15 protein-coding genes are annotated in these 17,843 nt (G+C 68.7%); 10 read left to right on the top strand and 5 right to left on the bottom strand.

Features of this window, described 5'->3' with window-relative positions:
* Nucleotides 1–65: 65 nt before the first annotated feature.
* Both ACIQF0_RS05655 and ACIQF0_RS05650 read left to right on the top strand, forming a co-directional pair.
* Complete coding sequence (locus tag ACIQF0_RS05655) at nucleotides 66–2,324, top strand: ATP-binding cassette domain-containing protein (protein ID WP_401024831.1); 2,259 nt, start codon at nucleotides 66–68, stop codon at nucleotides 2,322–2,324.
* Nucleotides 2,321–3,103 (top strand): siderophore-interacting protein, encoded by a 783-nt coding sequence (locus tag ACIQF0_RS05650; RefSeq protein WP_401024828.1) that lies wholly within the window; start codon nucleotides 2,321–2,323, stop codon nucleotides 3,101–3,103. Before ACIQF0_RS05655 ends, ACIQF0_RS05650 begins: the two co-directional genes overlap by 4 nt.
* Here the strand turns inward: ACIQF0_RS05650 and ACIQF0_RS05645 are convergent.
* Nucleotides 3,093–4,067, bottom strand: coding sequence for a methyltransferase (locus ACIQF0_RS05645; RefSeq protein WP_401024826.1), 975 nt, complete (start codon nucleotides 4,065–4,067; stop codon nucleotides 3,093–3,095). The genes ACIQF0_RS05650 and ACIQF0_RS05645 overlap by 11 nt on opposite strands.
* A 202-nt stretch (nucleotides 4,068–4,269) precedes the next feature.
* Here ACIQF0_RS05645 and ACIQF0_RS05640 point away from each other — a divergent pair, with 202 nt between their 5' ends.
* From ACIQF0_RS05640 to ACIQF0_RS05620, 5 genes are read left to right on the top strand one after another with little or no spacing between them, the layout of a single operon-like run.
* On the top strand, nucleotides 4,270–5,139 hold the full coding sequence (locus tag ACIQF0_RS05640) for an ABC transporter permease (RefSeq protein ID WP_401027714.1): 870 nt from the start codon (nucleotides 4,270–4,272) through the stop codon (nucleotides 5,137–5,139).
* The gene (locus ACIQF0_RS05635) at nucleotides 5,136–6,131 is read left to right on the top strand and encodes an ABC transporter permease (protein ID WP_401024823.1); all 996 of its coding nucleotides are present in this window, start codon (nucleotides 5,136–5,138) and stop codon (nucleotides 6,129–6,131) included. The genes ACIQF0_RS05640 and ACIQF0_RS05635 overlap by 4 nt, the downstream gene beginning before the upstream one ends.
* A 14-nt stretch (nucleotides 6,132–6,145) precedes the next feature.
* Nucleotides 6,146–7,816: an ABC transporter substrate-binding protein gene (locus ACIQF0_RS05630; RefSeq protein ID WP_401024820.1), complete on the top strand. Its 1,671-nt coding sequence runs from the start codon at nucleotides 6,146–6,148 to the stop codon at nucleotides 7,814–7,816.
* Nucleotides 7,813–9,345, top strand: coding sequence for an ABC transporter ATP-binding protein (locus tag ACIQF0_RS05625; RefSeq protein WP_401024819.1), 1,533 nt, complete (start codon nucleotides 7,813–7,815; stop codon nucleotides 9,343–9,345). Before ACIQF0_RS05630 ends, ACIQF0_RS05625 begins: the two co-directional genes overlap by 4 nt.
* Complete coding sequence (locus ACIQF0_RS05620; protein WP_401024817.1) at nucleotides 9,342–10,541, top strand: FAD-binding protein; 1,200 nt, start codon at nucleotides 9,342–9,344, stop codon at nucleotides 10,539–10,541. Before ACIQF0_RS05625 ends, ACIQF0_RS05620 begins: the two co-directional genes overlap by 4 nt.
* On the opposite strand, the gene ACIQF0_RS05615 is transcribed toward ACIQF0_RS05620, so the two are convergent.
* Both ACIQF0_RS05615 and ACIQF0_RS05610 read right to left on the bottom strand, forming a co-directional pair.
* A complete protein-coding gene (locus tag ACIQF0_RS05615) occupies nucleotides 10,517–11,095 on the bottom strand; it encodes an SRPBCC domain-containing protein (RefSeq protein WP_401024814.1) in 579 nt (192 codons plus the stop codon). The genes ACIQF0_RS05620 and ACIQF0_RS05615 overlap by 25 nt on opposite strands.
* Nucleotides 11,088–11,585 carry a helix-turn-helix domain-containing protein gene (locus ACIQF0_RS05610; protein ID WP_401024812.1) on the bottom strand — a complete coding sequence of 166 codons (498 nt, stop codon included), beginning with the start codon at nucleotides 11,583–11,585 and terminating at the stop codon, nucleotides 11,088–11,090. The genes ACIQF0_RS05615 and ACIQF0_RS05610 overlap by 8 nt, the downstream gene beginning before the upstream one ends.
* A 105-nt stretch (nucleotides 11,586–11,690) precedes the next feature.
* Between ACIQF0_RS05610 and ACIQF0_RS05605 the strand changes: the two genes are divergently transcribed.
* Complete coding sequence (locus ACIQF0_RS05605; RefSeq protein WP_401024810.1) at nucleotides 11,691–13,823, top strand: RICIN domain-containing protein; 2,133 nt, start codon at nucleotides 11,691–11,693, stop codon at nucleotides 13,821–13,823.
* Nucleotides 13,824–13,883: 60 nt separating this feature from the next.
* Nucleotides 13,884–15,134 carry an amidase family protein gene (locus tag ACIQF0_RS05600; protein WP_401024807.1) on the top strand — a complete coding sequence of 417 codons (1,251 nt, stop codon included), beginning with the start codon at nucleotides 13,884–13,886 and terminating at the stop codon, nucleotides 15,132–15,134.
* Here the strand turns inward: ACIQF0_RS05600 and ACIQF0_RS05595 are convergent.
* Nucleotides 15,109–15,435, bottom strand: coding sequence for a DUF6204 family protein (locus ACIQF0_RS05595; RefSeq protein ID WP_360033234.1), 327 nt, complete (start codon nucleotides 15,433–15,435; stop codon nucleotides 15,109–15,111). The genes ACIQF0_RS05600 and ACIQF0_RS05595 overlap by 26 nt on opposite strands.
* A gap of 69 nt (nucleotides 15,436–15,504) precedes the next feature.
* Here ACIQF0_RS05595 and ACIQF0_RS05590 point away from each other — a divergent pair, with 69 nt between their 5' ends.
* Complete coding sequence (locus tag ACIQF0_RS05590; protein WP_401024804.1) at nucleotides 15,505–16,146, top strand: transcriptional regulator; 642 nt, start codon at nucleotides 15,505–15,507, stop codon at nucleotides 16,144–16,146.
* Between the two features lie 40 nt (nucleotides 16,147–16,186).
* On the opposite strand, the gene ACIQF0_RS05585 is transcribed toward ACIQF0_RS05590, so the two are convergent.
* Nucleotides 16,187–17,680 (bottom strand): chitinase, encoded by a 1,494-nt coding sequence (locus tag ACIQF0_RS05585; RefSeq protein ID WP_401024801.1) that lies wholly within the window; start codon nucleotides 17,678–17,680, stop codon nucleotides 16,187–16,189.
* Between the last annotated feature and the right edge of the window lie 163 nt (nucleotides 17,681–17,843).

Below are 17,843 nucleotides of genomic sequence, written 5' to 3'. Positions count from 1 at the left end.
ACAACGTAAAGTAACCTTGCCGGTCGATACTTTACGGCATAAAGAATCACTTTGGGGAGCCAGCCTTGAACGCTGTCGCCGACAGCCATGACGTGATCCAGGTCCGCGGGGCGAGAGTCAACAACCTCGCGGACGTGTCGCTCGACATCCCCAAGCGCCGCCTGACCGTCTTCACCGGCGTGTCCGGTTCCGGCAAGTCCTCGCTGGTCTTCGGCACGATCGCGGCCGAGTCCCAGCGGATGATCAACGAGACCTACACCGCGTTCCTGCAGTCGTTCATGCCGTCGATCGGCCGCCCGGACGTCGACGCGCTGCACAACCTGAGCGCGGCGATCATCGTCGACCAGGAACGCATGGGCGCGAACTCCCGCTCCACCGTCGGCACCGCCACCGACGCCCACACCATGCTCCGGATCGTGTTCAGCCGCCTCGGACAGCCGCACGTCGGCACGTCCGGCGCGTTCAGCTTCAACCTGCCGGAAGGCATGTGCCCGGCCTGCGAGGGCCTGGGCAAGGTCACCACCATCGACGTGGACGCCATCGTCGACCGGAGCAAGTCGCTCAACGACGGCGCCATCGACGCCCCGAACTACGGCGTCGGCACCTGGTACTGGCAGGTCCTCGCGAACTCCGGCCTCTACCCCGCCGACCAGCCGATCTCGACGTTCACCGAGCAGCAGCTCCACGACTTCCTCTACAAGCCGACCACGAAACTGAAGATCAACGGCACCAACGTCACCTACGACGGCCTGATCGCGAAGCTGCAACGCACGATCCTCAGCAAAGACCGCGAGTCCATGCAGCCACACGCCCGCGCGTTCGTCGACAAGGCCGTCACCTTCGCCACCTGCACTGACTGCCAGGGCGCGCGCATCAACCAGGCCGCGCTCAACTCGAAGATCCGCGGCGTGAACATCGCTGACTGCTGCGCGATGCAGATCAGCGACCTGGCGAAGTTCGTGCACGCCATCGACGACCCGTCCGTCGCACCGCTGCTCGCCACCCTGCGCGACACGCTCGACTCGCTGGTCGAGATCGGCCTCGGCTACCTGTCGCTCGACCGCGAGTCCGGCACGCTCTCGGGCGGCGAGTCGCAGCGCGTGAAGATGGTGCGGCACCTGGGTTCCTCGCTCACCGACATCACCTACGTGTTCGACGAACCGACCGTCGGCCTGCACCCGCACGACATCCAGCGGATGAACGACCTCCTGCTCCGCCTGCGGGACAAGGGGAACACCGTCCTCGTCGTGGAGCACAAGCCGGAGACCATCGAGATCGCCGACCACGTCGTCGACCTCGGCCCCGGCGCGGGCGTGAACGGCGGCCACCTCTGCTACTCCGGCGACGTGGCGGGCCTGCGCGCGTCCGGCACGCTCACCGGCCGCCACCTCGACCACCGGGCCAAGCTGCGCTCGGAGTTCCGCTCCCCCAAGGGCTTCCTGACGATCAGCGGCGCCCGCACCAACAACCTCAAGGACGTCTCGGTCGACCTGCCGCTCGGCGTGCTGACCGTCGTCACCGGCGTCGCGGGTTCCGGCAAGTCGTCGCTCATCCACGGCTCGCTGCGCAGAGGTCCGGACGTCGTGACGGTCGACCAGTCGCCGATCCGCGGCTCGCGCCGGTCCAACCCCGCCACCTACACCGGCCTGCTCGATTCGGTCAGAACCGCTTTCGCCAAGGCCAACGGGGTCAAGGCGGCGTTGTTCAGCGCGAACTCCGAGGGCGCGTGCGAGAACTGCAAGGGCATCGGGCTCGTCTACACCGACCTCGCGATGATGGCCGGCGTCGCCACGGTCTGCGAGAAGTGCGAGGGCAAGAGGTTCACGCCCGAGGTGCTGCGCTACACCTTGCGGGGCAAGAACATCAGCGAGGTGCTCGGCATGTCCGTCGCCGACGCCCGCGACTTCTTCCCGTCCGGCCAGGCGCACGCGGTGCTCAGCCGCCTGCACGACGTCGGTCTGTCGTACCTGTCGCTCGGCCAGCCGCTGACCACGCTGTCGGGCGGTGAGCGGCAACGGCTGAAGCTCGCGATCCACATGGCGGAGAAGGCCTCCACATACGTGCTGGACGAACCGACGTCCGGCCTGCACCTAGCGGACGTCGACCAGTTGCTCGGGCTGCTGGACCAGCTGATCGACGCCGGCAACACGGTGATCGTGATCGAGCACCACCTCGCCGTGATGGCGCACGCCGACTGGATCGTCGACATGGGTCCCGGCGCGGGCCACGACGGCGGCCAGGTCGTCTTCTCCGGCACCCCCGGCGAGCTGGTGTCCACTTCGGACACCCTCACCGCCCGGCACCTGAAGGAGTACCTGTCATGAGCCTGCTGACGGTCACCTCGGTCCGGCAGGTCACCCCGCGCATGACGCGGATGACGTTCACCGGCCCCGGCCTGGCCGAGATCGGCACCTGGCCGGACCAGCAGCTCAAACTGCTCTTCCCGAAGCCAGGCCGATCGGCGCACGTGTCGGACGCCCCGGACGTCGGCACCTGGTACCAGGCCTACCTGGCGATGCCCGAGTCCGAACGGCCGTGGATGCGCGGCTTCACCGTCCGTTCGTTGGTCGACGGCGTGCTGACTGTGGACTTCGTGCTGCACGGCGACAACGGGCCTGCGTCGAAGTGGGCCGCCACGGCTCAGGTCGGTGACGTCATCGGCCGGTTCGGGCCGTCGCGGGACTACGCCCGGCCGCTCGGCACCGCGGACCTGCTGGTGTTCGCGGGCGACGAGACGGCGTTGCCCGCGATCGGCTCGCTGCTGGAACTGCTTCCCGAAGCACAGCGACGACTGGTGTTCGTCGAGGTCGCGGATCCGGCGGAGGAGCAGGACGTCCCCGGCGTGCGATGGGTGCACCGCAGCGCCGGGGAGGACCTGGTCTCGGTGGTGACGGCGGCCGAGGTGCCGTCGTCGGCCTGGGTGTGGCTCGGCGGCGAGGCCTCCGCGGTTCGTGCGCTGCGCAGGCACTTCGTCGGCCTCGGAGTGTCCAAGAAGGACATCGAGTTCGCCGGTTACTGGCGGCGCGCCCTCACCCAGGACGACGCCCCGACCTCCGACGACCTCGCCGAGGCCCAGGAGCGGATCGCCGCGCTCAGCGAGTGAACTCCAGCAGGCTGCGCCCACCGGTCACCTGGGTCACGGACTCCAGCCGGAGCCCGTGCGCCGACGCCAGCCGTTCGAAGTCGTGGAGCCCTCGGTCGCGCCCGCCGAAGTGCACGAGCATGATCAGGTCGAACGCCGTGCTCTCACCGAGGGACTCCACGACGAGGATCCGCCCGTCCGGCGCCGCCTCGACGCAGCGCGCCAGGATCCGGTGCGCCTGCTCGTCGTCCCAGTCGTGCAGGATGTCGAACAGCAGGTAGGCGTCGGCCCCGGCTGGCAACGGGTCGAAGAAGCTGGCCCCGATCACCTCGGTGCGATCGTCGAGGCCGTACAGGCTGAACACCGCACGCGCGCCTGCCGCAGTGTCCTCGAGTTCCACGAGATGGCCGCGCATCGCCGGGTTCGCCGTGAGGATCGCGGCGAGCAGGCTGCCGTGCCCGCCACCGACGTCGACGAGCGTGCCGAACCGCGACCAGTCGTAGTTCCTGACGATCTGCGGCACCCAGTCCCGCATGCGGTCGGTCATCTGCCGGTCGAACGCGTCCCGCAGATGCCGCTGCTCGGCCAGGTCCGTCCAGAAGTCCCGGCCGTAGCGCACCGGATAAGCCGGTTCGCCGGTGCGGACGCTGTGGATCAGGTCGACGAACGCCAGGTCGGCGCGCCCGGCGGCGGAGTCGTGGTGCAGCAGGTTGTTCAGGCCGTTGCCCGCGTCGGCGCCGAGCAACGCGCCGAGGTCGGTGGTGCGGTAGCCGGCGTCTGTCAGTTCGGCCACACCGAGGGTCGTGAGGTGGGCCAGGAGCAGGTCGAGAGCGAGCGGGTCGACCTTGAGTTCGGGTGCGAGTTCGTGGGCGGTGGCGGGGTTGTCGCGCAGGCGGTCCGGCAGTCCCAGGGTCACGGCGACCCGGAGCGCCATCGGCGTGATCAGCCCGGACATCTCTCGGAGCCGTTGTACGTCGGTGTCCACGTGGATCCACCCTGCCACCGCGGGCAACCTAATTTCGGTCAACACTGAAGCAATAGTGTTAACACAGTCTCAGCCAGTGGACGTGGACGACTCGGTCACTCGATCGGCTTACTGTGCGCCGCGACAGATCATCACGCCCGAGAAGCAGGTCAAGCAGTTGCACACTCCCGTCGCGCGGTCCGTGCCCGCCGCGATCAGATCGGTGCTCGCCCGGGATCGCTGGGCGCTCGCCGGCACCGTCACCGTCCTGGTGATCGGCCTGATCGCGATCTTCGCCGACGTCCTCACCGCCATCGAGGGCCACGACCCGTACACCTACGACGCGACCGCGCTCGATCCCGCGTCCGGGCTGCCCGCGGGGTCGTTCGGCGGGGTGAGCGGCGAGCACTGGTTCGGGGTCGAGCCGCTGACCGGACGCGACCTGTTCGCGATCGTCGTGCACGGCGCGCGCACGTCGTTCCTGATCGGGCTCGCGGCCACGCTGGTGTCCATCGGGCTCGGGGTGCTGATCGGCGCGGCCGCCGGCTACCTGGGCGGCTGGATCGACCGGGTGATCACCTGGAGCGCCGACGTCTTCCTGGGGTTCCCGTACCTGGTGTTCATGATCGCGATTGGCGCGGTGGTGCCGGTCGAGTTCCCGCGAGCGCTGCTGCTGATCGTGGTGATCGGGTTCTTCGGCTGGCCGTCGACCGCGCGGATCGTGCGGGCGCAGGTGCTCACGTTGAAGGAACGCAACTTCGTGAAGGCCGCACGGGTGCTCGGCGCCTCGCCGTGGCAGGTGTTCCGCACCGAGCTGCTGCCGAACCTCTGGGGTCCCGTGCTGGTCATGGCAACGTTGTCGGTGCCGGGCAAGATCGGGCTGGAGGCGGCGCTGTCGTTCCTCGGCGTCGGGGTGCTGCCGCCCACGCCGAGCTGGGGCCGGTCCATCAGCGCCGCGATCGACTGGGTCCGCGTCGACCCCGCCTACCTGCTGTTCCCCGGTCTCGCGCTGTTCGCGGTCACCTGGGGCTTCAACGCGGCGGGCGACGGGCTGCGGGACGCGCTCGACCCGAGATCGGTGACCCGCCGATGAGGACCCTCCGGTACGCCCTGACGCGGCTCGGCGGCATGGTGCTCGTGCTGCTGATCGTCGCCTTCTGCACGTTCGTCGTGTTCTACCTCGTGCCGTCGGACCCGGCCCTGCTGGCGTGCGGCAAGCCGTGCACGCCGGAGAACCTCGCGCTGGCGCGGGAGTTCATGGGCTTCGACGAGCCGTGGTGGCAGCAGTTCCTCACGTTCCTCGGCGGCATCTTCACCGGCCGCACGTTCGGCACCGGCTCGACGGCCATCCACTGCGCCGCACCGTGCTTCGGCTACTCGTTCCGGCAGAACGCCGACGTGCTGGAGCTGATCGGCGACCGGCTGCCGGTGACGTTCTCGCTCGCGATCGGTGCCGCGATCCTGTGGGTCGGTGTGGGCGTGGCGATCGGCGTGTACGCCGCGCTGCGCAAGGACTCCTGGTTCGACCGGGCCGCGCTTGCGGGGTCGGTGATCGGGGTGTCCGCGCCGGTGTACCTGGTGGGACTGCTCGGGATCCTCGTGCTCGGCTTCCAGCTGAACGTGGTGCCGGTCGGCAACTACACCGCGTTCGCCGACGACCCGGTGCGCTGGGCGTGGGGGCTGGTGCTGCCGTGGTGCGTGCTGGCGTTCGCGCACGGCGCCCACTACGTCAAGCTCACCCGCTCGCAGATGCTCGAGACGATGAGCGAGGACTTCATCCGCACCGCACGGGCCAAGGGCGTGCCGGAACGGACCGTCGTCGGCAAACACGCGCTGCGCAACGTGTTGCTGCCCGTCGTGACGCTGACCGGCATCGAGTTCGGGTCGTTGCTCGGCGGCGCCGTGATCACCGAACGGGTGTTCAGCCTGCCGGGCCTGGGCGGCCTGCTGATCGAAGCGGTGCACGCCCGCGACCTGCCGACCCTGCTCGGCTGCACCTTGTTCGCAGGTTTTCTCGTAGTCGTCGCCAACGCCGTCGTCGACCTGTCCTACGGCGTGCTCGATCCGCGAGCACGGCTCACCTGAGGGAGGAAAGTCCGTTGTCCAGCAAGAAACTTCTTGCGATCGTGCTCGCCGGTGCCCTGGGGGTCTCGGCGTGTGGCGCGAACGATCAGAAGCCCTCCGGTGACACCGCGGTCAAGCCCGAGAAGGGCGGCACGCTGCGCATCCTGTCCGAGTCGCGCACGCTCAACCTCGACCCCGCCAAGTCGCAGAGCCTCGCGATCACCACGCTCGGCCTGGTGCACCGCAGACTGACCGGCTGGCAGAACGCCGTCGGACAGCCCGCGAAGGTCGTGCCCGACCTCTCCGACACCGGCAAGACCTCCGACGGCGGCAAGACCTGGACGTTCGTGCTGCAGGACGGCCTGAAGTTCAGCGACGGCAAGCCGATCACGTCCGCGGACGTGAAGTGGGGCGTCGAGCGGTCGTTCGCCCCGGCGTTCGGCGGCGGCCTCGGCTACCACAAGGACCTGCTGGGCGGCGGTGACTACAAGGGCCCGTTCGAGGGCAAGGAGCTCGACTCCATCAAGACCCCGGATGAGAAGACCATCGTCTTCACGCTGACCCGCCCGTACGGCGACTGGCCGTGGATCGCCTCCACGCCCGCGTTCGCCCCGGTGCCGAAGGGCAAGGGCGCCGAGGCCGACTACCACGAGCACGCCGTCGCGTCCGGCCCGTACCAGGTTGACACGTACACCAAGGGCGTCGAGGTCAAGCTCAAGCGCAACACCAACTGGGAGCCCGCGAAGGACCAGGTGCGCGCCGGCCTGCCCGACGCCGTCGTGTTCCAGCTGGGCCAGGAGGCCTCGGTCGTCTCGCAGCGCCTCGCCGCCGACTCCGGCGACGACCAGACGGCGTTCGCCTCGTCGTTCGTCTCCCCCGCCCAGCTCGCGCAGCTGCAGAGCAACCCGTCCGCGAAGTCCCGCGTGGTGACGTCGAAGTCGGGCGCGGTCGCGTTCCTCTCGCTCAACACGCAGAAGGCGCCGCTGAACAACGTCAAGGTGCGCCAGGCGTTCCAGTACGCGGTGAACAAGGCCGCCTACCAGGTCGCCTCGGCGGGCACGGCCGCGCTGGCCGGTGACACCGCCTCCACGCTGATCACGCAGGGCATCGAGGGCCGCGAGCAGTTCGACCTCTACCCGTCCAAGCCCGAGGGCGACCCGGACAAGGCCAAGGCGCTCCTGGCCGAGGCCGGTTTCCCGAACGGCGTCGAGAACCTGTCGCTGGTGCTGAACAAGTCCAACAACCAGACCGACAAGGCCGAGGCCATCCAGGCCGCGCTGGCCCGGGCGAACATCAAGGTGACCATCCGGTCGCTGGAGGCCGACGCGTTCGAGACCGAGACCAACCTCTCGGACAACCCGACGTACGACCTGATCCTGTCGTCGTGGCAGCCGGACTTCCCCAGCGCGAACTCGAACATCCAGCCGCTGTTCGCGACCTCGGAGATCGGCAAGGGCGGCTACAACACCTCGCGCTACTCCAACCCCGAGGTGGACAGGCTGATCGAAGAAGCGCAGTCCACTGTGGACCCGGCCGAGGCCGGGAAGAAGTGGGCCGCGATCGACAAGCGGATCCTGCAGGACTCGCCGGTCGTGCCGCTGATCTACACCCGCAACTCGTTCATCCGCGGCTCGAAGGTCGGCAACTTCTACATCGCCGACTTCCCCGCCTACCCGAACTACCTGCAGGTGGGTATCACCAAGTGAGTGCGCTGCTGTCCGTCGAGAACGTCTCGGTGGACTTCGGCTCGGGCTCCCCTGCGGTCAGCGAGGTCTCGTTCTCGCTGACCGCAGGGGAGGTCCTCGCCGTCGTCGGCGAGTCGGGTTCCGGCAAGACCGTGACCGCGATGTCGTTGCTCGGGCTCCTGCCCGCCACGGCGACGGTGTCCGGGCACGCGGTCCTGAACGGCCGCGACCTGTACTCGTTGAACGCCACCGAACTGCGTGAGGTGCGGGGCAACGCGGTGGGCATGGTGTTCCAGGAACCCATGAGCGCCCTCAACCCGGTCTTCACCATCGGCAACCAGATCGTCGAAGCCGTGCGGGTGCACCGCGCGGTCTCCCGGGCCGAGGCTCGGGCACGGGCGGTGGAACTGCTGCGGCTCGTCGGGCTGCCTCCCGAACGGTTCAAGGCCTACCCGCACGAGATGTCCGGCGGTCAGTTGCAACGCGTGGTGATCGCGATGGCCGTGGCGAACGAGCCGTCGCTGCTGATCGCCGACGAGCCGACGACCGCGCTGGACGTGACCGTGCAGGCCGAGATCCTGGGGCTGTTGCGGGACCTGCGCGACCGGCTCGGGGTCGCGATCCTGCTGATCACGCACGACATGGGCGTGGTCGCGGACCTGGCGGACCGGGTGGTCGTGATGAACGCCGGACGGGTCGTGGAGACCGGTCCCGTGCGGCAGGTCTTCGAGCAGCCCGCTCAGGAGTACACGCGGACGTTGCTCGACTCGGTGCTGCGGCTGGACTCCCGTGAGCTGGCCGCACGCGAACCCGAGGAACCGGTGCTGCGGCTGTCCGACGTCTCGGTCACCTACGGCAAGTTCCGCGCGGTCTCCGAGGTGTCCCTGGACATCGGCCGCGGCGAGACCCTCGGCCTCGTCGGCGAGTCGGGGTCGGGCAAGTCGTCGCTCGCCGGGGCGATCACCGGCCTCACCCGCTACACCGGGCGGATCACCGTGACGGGCAAGGAGGTCTCGGCGCTGCGCAAGGCCGACCGGGGCCGCATCGGACTGGTGTTCCAGGACCCGCTGTCGTCGCTGAACCCGCGCGCCACGATCGCGAAGTCGATCGCGCAACCGTTGCTGCTGCACACCTCGGTGCGCGGCGGGGAACTGGCCGCGAAGGTCGACTCGCTGCTCGACGCCGTGCAGCTCTCCCCCACCCTGCGCGACCGCTACCCGCACGAGTTGTCCGGTGGACAACGCCAGCGTGTCGGCATCGCGAGGGCCATCGCGCTGGACCCCGACCTGCTGATCGCCGACGAGCCGACGTCCGCGCTGGACGTGACGGTGCAGGCGCGCGTGCTGGACCTGGTTCGATCGCTGCAACGGGATCTGCGGTTCGCGTGCCTGTTCATCAGCCACGACCTGGCCGTCGTGCAGCACCTCGCCGACCGGGTCGCGGTGCTGCACCAGGGCCGTGTGGTCGAGGAGGGAACGTCGGTGTTCGCCGCGCCGCAGGATCCCTACACCCGACGATTGCTGGCGTCGGCGCTTACCGTGTCTGTATGAGGACCAACTGGGCTGGCAACGTCACGTTCACCGCGGCCCAGGCCGTGACCCCGGCCTCGGCCGAAGACCTGCGTGCGCTCGTGCGCGGCTCATCGGCCGTGCACGTCGTCGGTTCGGGACACTCGTTCAGCACGATCGCCGACACGACCGGCACGTTGGTGTCGCTGTCGGCCATGCCGGAGATCTTCGAGGTGTCCGGCCAGACGGTCCGGGTCAGCGCGGGCATGACGCTCGCCGACCTGTCCGTCCGGCTGGAGGCGGCGGGCCTGGCCCTGCACACGCTGCCGTCGTTGCCGCACATCACCGTGGCCGGCGCGATCACGACCGCCACCCACGGCTCGGGTTCCCGCTCGCTGGCGGGTGCCGTGCGGTCCGTCGAGGTGCTGCGCGGGGACGGCTCGGTCGTCGAACTGAGCTCGGCGGGCGCTCCCGTGTCGCTGGGCGGTCTGGGCGTCATCATCACGGTGACCCTGGACGTGGTGCCGTCGTTCCAGGTCGCGCAGACGGTCTACCAGGACGTCGCGTGGACGACCCTGCTCGTGCAGATGGAACAGATCTTCGACGGCGCGTACAGCGTGAGCGCGTTCGTCGACTGGCAGGGCGGCGCGACCCTGTGGGTCAAGCACCGCGTCGGCGACGAGGAGTTCCGCTACCCCGGCCGTCCCGCGTCCGAGCCGGCCCACCCGGTGCCCGGCCAGCCCGGCTCCCGCTGCACGATCCAGGGCGGCGTGCCCGGGCCGTGGCACGAGCGCCTGCCCCACTTCCGCGCCGAGTTCACCCCGTCGGTCGGCGAGGAGCTGCAGACCGAGTACTTCGTGCCCCGCACCCGCGCGGTGACGGCGTTGCGGGCGCTGGCCGAGATGTCCACCGTGATCTCGCCGCTGGTGCAGGCCTGCGAGATCCGCACGGTCAACGGCGAACCGCAGTGGCTCAGCCCCGCCTACGACCGCGACAGCCTGGCGATCCACTTCACCTGGGTGCCGAACACCCCGGCCGTGCTGCGGATCCTGCCCAGGCTGGAGGAGGCCATCGCGCCGCGGCCGCACTGGGGCAAGCTCTTCACCGTGCCGCCGGCGCTGCTGGCCGCCCGCTACCCGCAGTGGGACGCCTTCCGGGCGTTGCTGCGCGAGCACGACCCGAAAGGCGTCTTCCGCAACGACTTCCTGACGACCTACTTCGGGTCCGCCTCCAGCTGAGGCCCCTTGCCCCGCAGCGCCTCCAGCTCGGCGTCGGAGAACCCGTAGGTCGTCACGACGGTCATCTTCGCGCTGGTGACGACGAGACCCGGGCCGAACTCCTCCACCACGACGCCGCGCTGGTTCGCCGACTCGAAGAACGGCTTGCCGTCCACCCCGAGGTCGACCTCGGACGGCCAGAACAGCGTGCGGCGCTTCTCGCCGGGGTGGAACTCGTGCGCGAACTTCAGCTGGTGCAGGAACGTGATCCAGCCTTCGGTGATGTCCTCGTAGTAGTCGTCCCACTCGGGCGAGGTGCCCTTGGGCGCGCGGGTCAGCACGACGCGGGTGCCCTCGGGAACGGGCGTGAGGGCGAACGTGTCGTGGTTGTGCACGATCAGCGTCGTGCCGTCCTCCTCCGCGTTCTGGAAGTAGATGTGGTCGATCTCGGCGTCGAGCTCCGGGATGTCCCAGCCGTGCCAGTGGCGCAGCTTCTCCTTGTCCCGGAACGACTGCCACACCTCGTCGACCGGTGCGGCCACGGTGATCTCGATCCGCACGCCCTCGTCACTCATCTGCTACTCCGGGATGGCCCATCGCGACCACCCGGTACGGGCGGCCTGACTCGGTGTCGTACTTCAGCGCGATCTGCCGCACCGCTTCGGCCAGGTCGCTGGTGAACTCGTGGACGGCGCCGGGCGCGCCGAAGCGGACCGTCGTCTCCACCGTGAACGTGAGCAAGCGCTTTCCCGCGGCGGCCGCGGCGCTCGACATCCGCTCGACGTCCCGAGCGGTGTCCTCGGCGACGGACACGAGGTGCGTCGCGGCGAACTGATCTTGGACGTCGGCGGCGATCTCCCTGCCGGGCTTCGCGCGCAGCACGCGTTCGACGCAGCCGCGCCGCTGGCGTTCCTCGACGAGCTCGACCAGTCCTGCCTGCTCCAGGGCTCGCACGTGGTAGTTGACGCGCTGCCGGGGCAGGTCGAGGACCGCCGCGAGCTGCGTCGCCGAGGCGGGCGATCTCAGCAGCTCCAGCAGCGATCTGCGCAACGGCGACAGCTCCACGCATAGCACGGTCCCATTTGACAAAATCATTTGTCAATACCGGAACGGGACCGGAAACAGTTAGGTTCGTTGACGGTTGCAACAAACCACCCCCACCCTGTGACCGTGAGAACCCCCCTGCTGGTGGCAGCGTTGGCGGCAGCAGCGATCGTTCCTGTGTGGACGGTCGCGGCGCAGGCCGACGTGGTGCCCGGAACCGCTTATCAAGTGACGAACGTCGGCAGCGGAAAGTGCGTGGAGTCGCTGGGAACGGCCAACGGCGCACAGCTCCGCCAACAAGGTTGCACTGGGCAGAAGTGGACCTTCACGCCCACGAGCGACGGCTACTACACGGTCGGCGACGGCCAGGTCTGGGACGTCTCGAACGTCTCCACCGCGGACAACGCGGCGGTCCACCTGTGGCAGTCGTTCACCGCGAACAACCAGCAATGGCGCGCCGAGGCGGTGGGCACGGACACCTACCGGTTCGTGAACCGCAACAGCGCCAAGTGCCTCGACGTGCCCGGCGCCTCGACCGGTGACGTCCAGTTGGTCCAGTACACCTGCAACGGGACCAACGCGCAGCTCTTCCGCCTCACCCCGGACGGCCCGCCGAACCCCGGCCAGCCCGACTTCGGCCCGAACGTGCTGATCTTCGACCCGTCGATGTCCTCCGCCACGATCCAGGCGCGGCTCAACGACGTCTTCCGTCAGCAGGAGGAGGGTCAGTACGACGCGCGCCGGTTCGCGATCATGTTCAAGCCCGGCAACTACAACGTCGACGTCAACATCGGCTTCTTCACCCAGGTCCTCGGCCTGGGCCTGTTGCCGGACGGCGTGACGATCAACGGCCAGGTGCACGTCGAGGCCGACTGGTTCGAGGGCAACGCGACGCACAACTTCTGGCGTGGCGCGGAGAACCTCGCGATCCGGCCGCCGTCGGGCACCAACACGTGGGCCGTCTCGCAGGCGTCCGCGATGCGCCGCACCAAGACCTACGGCAACATGCAGCTCGACGACAACGGCTGGTCGAGCGGTGGTTTCCTCGCCGACTCCGTGGTGACGGGCCAGGTCCGCTCCGGTTCGCAGCAGCAGTGGCTGTCGCGCAACACCGAGTGGGGTTCGTGGACCGGTGAGAACTGGAACATGGTGTTCGTCGGTGCCCGCAACGCACCGCAGAACACGTTCCCCGAGCCGCCGTACACGACCGTCGCGCAGACCCCGGTCGTGCGGGAGAAGCCGTTCCTGAACGTCGACGGCAGCGGCAACTACAACGTGTTCGTCCCGGCGCTGCGCTCCAACACCAGCGGCACCACCTGGGCGTCGGGCAACCAGCAGGGCACGAACATCCCGTTGTCCCAGTTCTACATCGCGAAGCCGGGCACCTCGGCGGCGACGATGAACGCGCAGCTCGCGGCCGGCAAGCACCTGCTGCTCACGCCGGGCGTTCACCAGGTCTCGGAGCCCATCCGCGTCACCCGCCCCGACACCGTCGTGATGGGCCTCGGTCTCGCGACCGTCATGCCCACCAACGGCAACCTGGCGCTCGACGTGGCCGATGTGGACGGTGTGAAGATCGCCGGCCTGCTGCTGGACGCGGCCCCGACCAACTCGCCGCTGCTCGCGCAGATCGGCGCGCCGGGCAGCAACGCCAACCACTCGGCCAACCCGACGTCGCTGCACGACTTCTACGTGCGCATCGGTGGTTCGGCCATCGGGCGGGCCACGACCTCGTTGGTGGTCAACAGCCACAACGTGATCGGCGACCACCTGTGGTTGTGGCGCGGTGACCACTCCGTCGGCGTCGGCTGGGACGTGAACCGGGCGGACACCGGCCTGATCGTCAACGGCAACAACGTGACGATGTACGGCCTGTTCGTCGAGCACTACCAGAAGTACCAGACCATCTGGAACGGCCAGGGCGGCCGGACGTACTTCTACCAGAACGAGATGCCGTACGAGGCGCCCAACCAGGCGGCGTGGATGAACGGCTCGACCCGCGGTTACGCGGCGTACAAGGTCGCCAACAACGTCACGACGCACGAGGCGTGGGGCCTGGGCAGTTACATCTTCGCCAACGCCAACCCGAGCGTGGTGGCCGACCGGGCGTTCGAGGTGCCGAACACCCCGGGCGTCAAGTTCCACAGCATGGTGACGATCTCGTTGGGCGGCAAGGGAACCATCGAGCGCATCATCAACAACTCGGGTGGACGGGTGACCGCGGGGTCTACCGAGGCTTACCTGGCCAACTACCCGTGATGTTCCGCTGAGTGGATTTAGATCCCACATCCCCATGCTCCGGTCCGCATAGACTGGAGCATGGGGATTCTTTCTGAGCAGTTGCGGATCATCGAGGCCCTGAACCCGGTCTACAACGCGTTGACCAGCGTGTTCGACGTCCAGGACGAACCGGTCGGCCCACTGGCCGGGGTCACGTTCTCGGTCAAGGACAACATCGACGTCGCGGGGGCCGCCACCACGCACGGCCTGAAGTCGCTGGCGGGCAACGTGAAATCGGCGGACGCGCCCATCGTGGCACGGCTGAGAGCGGCCGGGGCGACACCGATCGGGCACGCCAACATGCCGACGTTGAACGCCCGTGGCATGCACACGTACAGCGAATTGGCCGGGCACACCATCAACCCGTGGGACAGCACGAAGTCACCCGGCGGCAGCTCGGGCGGTGACGCGGTCGCGGTGGCCACGGGCATGGTGCACATCGGGATCGGCAACGACAGCGGCGGCTCACTGCGCCTGCCGGCGTTCCTGAACGGCGTCTGCGCCCTGAAACCGAGCCACGGCCGCTACCCGCAGGGCAGCGTGCTCGGCCAGCCGGACCCGTCGTTCCCGACCCAGGTCATGACGGTCGAGGGCCCGCTCGCCCGCACCGTCGCCGACCTGCGGAAGGTGCACGAGTTGCTGTGCGGCGCGGATCCGGCCGACCCCCGCACGGTGCCGGTACCGGCGTTCGGCGCACCGGCTCCTCGAGTGGCCGGGTTCGTGCCGGGCGACCCGGTCGTCGAGGAGGCGGCCCACCGCCTGGCGCAGGCCGGGTACGAGGTCGAGGCCGTCGAGGTGCCCCGGCTGGACGAGGCCGCGGACCTGTCCCTGCGGATGATCGCCACGCCGATCGCGCTCGGCTTCGAGCAGTTCGCCGCGTTCGCCGGGGAGGAGGTCGCGCTGTTCGCCCGCCACCTGCTGGAGGTGCGGCCCGGTCTCGACCTCGCGGAGTTCCTCGCGCTCACCGGCACACGGCTCGCGATCCAGCGGGAGTGGGCGGGACTGCTCGACCGCTACCCGGTGTTGCTCGGGCCCGTGTCCACGATCCCGTCGTTCGAACCGGACCAGGACCGCCGCAGTTCCGAAGCACTCGGCGAGTACTTCGACGCGCTGAAGCTGTGCGAGGCGAGCAGTTTCGTCGGCGTGCCGTCGGTGGCGGTGCCGACGGGGCTGCGGAACGGGCTGCCGACGGGCGTCCAGGTGATCTCCCGGATGTTTCGGGAGGACCTGGCCCTGGACGCCGCCGCGGTCCTGGAAGTCCCGCTCAGCCCAGCCGTTTCGGCCGGTTGATCTTCATCTCGTCCACGTCGGTGACCTTGGCCTTGAGGCCCTTGAAGTCGACGCCGAGCGAGTCGAGGGCTGTGGCCGCGCGCCGCAGCCCCGCCTCGTCGGGCTTCTCGGCGGCGGTCAGGATCACGCGGTAGCTGAAGAAGTCGAGCTTCTCGTCGTAGGTGAGCGCGCCGTCCTCGCTGAAGCCCATGTCGCGCAGGACGTCGAAGCCCTTGAGGCGATCCTGGAGCGTGACGCGCTGCTCGGAGGTGAGGTCGGCGAACCGGCCGCGGACGAGTACTCGGTAGGTGTGTTCAGCCACGAGCGAAGATGCTCCCTGAAGGCCCTGCGGTCTGGCGAACGATTTCCCGAGTGCGAAAGAATCGGGACCATGAACGCAAAAGAGCTGGTCACGCGCATCCGGACGGAGCTGCACCCCGGTGAGCACGACAACCTCGTGGTCAAACTGATCGAAACCGGACAGGCTCCGCGCGCTGTGATCGCCACGTTCGCCGCGGAGGAGAACCACATCGTGTCGTCGGACTGGCGAACATTCCTGGCGCTGGCGGCGAAGGCGGAGGAGCCGAACGCGCGGGCGTTCTTCACGTTGCTCGCGGGCGGCGAGGAGCTGGTGCTGCCGATGCTGGAGCCGCTGGCGAAGGCGGCGGGCATGTCCGCCAAGGACTTCCAGAACTACGAACCGTTCCCCGGTTGCCAGTCCTACCCCGCCTACCAGGCGTGGATGGCGCTCAACGGGGAGCCGACGGACGTGATCCTCGCGATCCTCGCGAACTTCACCGCGTGGGGCGGCTATTGCGCGCGCATGGCGAAGGGGCTGCGCGAGCACTACGGGTTCGACGACGAGGCGTGCGCGTTCGTGGACTTCTTCGCCACTCCGGCACCGCAGCTCGAAGACCGCGCGGTCGCCGCGATCCAGGCGTCCCTCGACGCCGGCTGGCAGCCGAAGCACGCGTGGCGCTACGGCCGCCTGCTGCAGGCGTACGAACTGCAGTTCTGGTCCACGCTGGCGTAGAAGGAAACGGGGGCGGCTCAGGAAAGCCGCCCCCGACCCGCTATCGGGGCAGATAAGCCCGGTGTGCCTTGGAGAACTCGTAGTTGTTGTACTTGTCCCAGTTGATCGACCACGTCATGAGGCCGCGCAGGTTCGGGTAGACGCCCTTCGGCTTGTAGCTGCCGCAGCGCGTGCCCTTGGTGAGGCAGTCCAGCGCGGTCTGGACGTCCGCGACGGACGTGAACCCGTTGCCCGCGTACTGCGCGGCGGGCAGGCCAATCGCGACCTGGTCCTGGCGCAGGCCCGCGAAGAACTTCGACGCGTCACCGCGCACCGGGAACCCGGCGAGCACCATGTCGGTCATCGCCACGTGGAAGTCCGCGCCACCCATGTTGTGGTACTGGTTGTCCAGCCCCATCACGGGTCCGGAGTTGTAGTCCTGCACGTGCAGCAACGTCAGGTCGTTGCGCATCGCCTCGATCACCGGCAGGTACGCACCCGTGCGCGCGTCGCCGGTGCCCGTGCCGCCGTAGAACTGGTAGCCGACCTGAACGAAGAACGTCTCCGGTGCCATGGTGAGCACGAAGTTGGCTCCGTAGCGGGCCTTCAGCGACCGCAGCGCCGAGATCAGGTTCACGACCACGGGCGTGGTCGGGTTCTTGAAGTCGAGGTCACCGGGGTTCAGCGACAGCGAGTGGCCCTCGAAGTCGACGTCGAGACCGTTCAGTCCGTACTTGTCGATGATGCCGCCGACCGTCCGCACGAACGCGTCACGTGCCGCCGTGGTCTCGAGCCGCACCTGGCCGTTCTGGCCGCCGATCGAGATGTTGACCTTCTTGCCCTTGGCCTGCTGGGCGCGGATGCCGGCGATGAACTCGGCCTCGGACTCGACGTTCGGGCACTCCGCGACCGGGCACTGGCTGAACCGCAGGTCACCGCTCGTCGCGCTGGTGGGTTCGGCGAACGACAGGTTGATGACGTCCCACTCGTCCGGCACGTCCTTCATGCGGATGTAGCCGGAGCCGTTGGCGAAGCTGGCGTGCAGGTAGCCGACGAGCACCTTGCGCGGCAGCTGACCCGTGGGCGGCTGACCGGTGGTCGTCGTGGTCGTAGTGGTCGTCGTCGTCGTGGTGGTCGTGCTCGTGGTGGACGACGTCGTCGGTCCGGTGCCACCCGTGCACGCCGCGCCGTTGATCGTGCAGTTCGCCGGGTCGGCGGTGCCGGCGGCGTTGAAGCCGAACGACACGCTGGCGCCGGGCGCGACCGAGCCGTTGTACTCCCGGTTGACGAACGTGTTGTGGTTGCCGCTCTTGGTGAGCAGCGAGTCCCAGTAGGCACCGACGGAGGTAGAGGCCGGGTAGTCGAACTCGACCTTCCAGGAACTGATCGCCGCGCTGGTCTCGTTCTTGATCGTCACCGTCGCGGTGTAGCCGGAGTCCCAGCCGTTCTTGGAGAACGTCGCCGTGACTCCGGCGGCGCTGGCAGGGGCGAGGCTCACGATCACGGTGCCGAGCACCAGTGCGGCCACCGCGGATATTCGAGCGAACAACAGCATGGGTTCCATCCCTCACGCGTTGGCGGCCGGCAGGGGGTCACCCCGAATTGGACTAGACCATCTATCGGGAAGTCAAGGTTCCAGTGGTGTGGCTCGGAGCGTTGCCGGGGGAATTCGCGGTCAGACGGATGCATCGTGGTGCCCTGCTGAGCGTGGATCACCT

It is taken from the genome of Lentzea sp. NPDC092896 (assembly GCF_044754905.1).
Taxonomy (GTDB): domain Bacteria; phylum Actinomycetota; class Actinomycetes; order Mycobacteriales; family Pseudonocardiaceae; genus Lentzea.
Note: the sequence above shows the minus strand (reverse complement) of the source record. Positions and strands in the feature narration are given on the sequence as shown.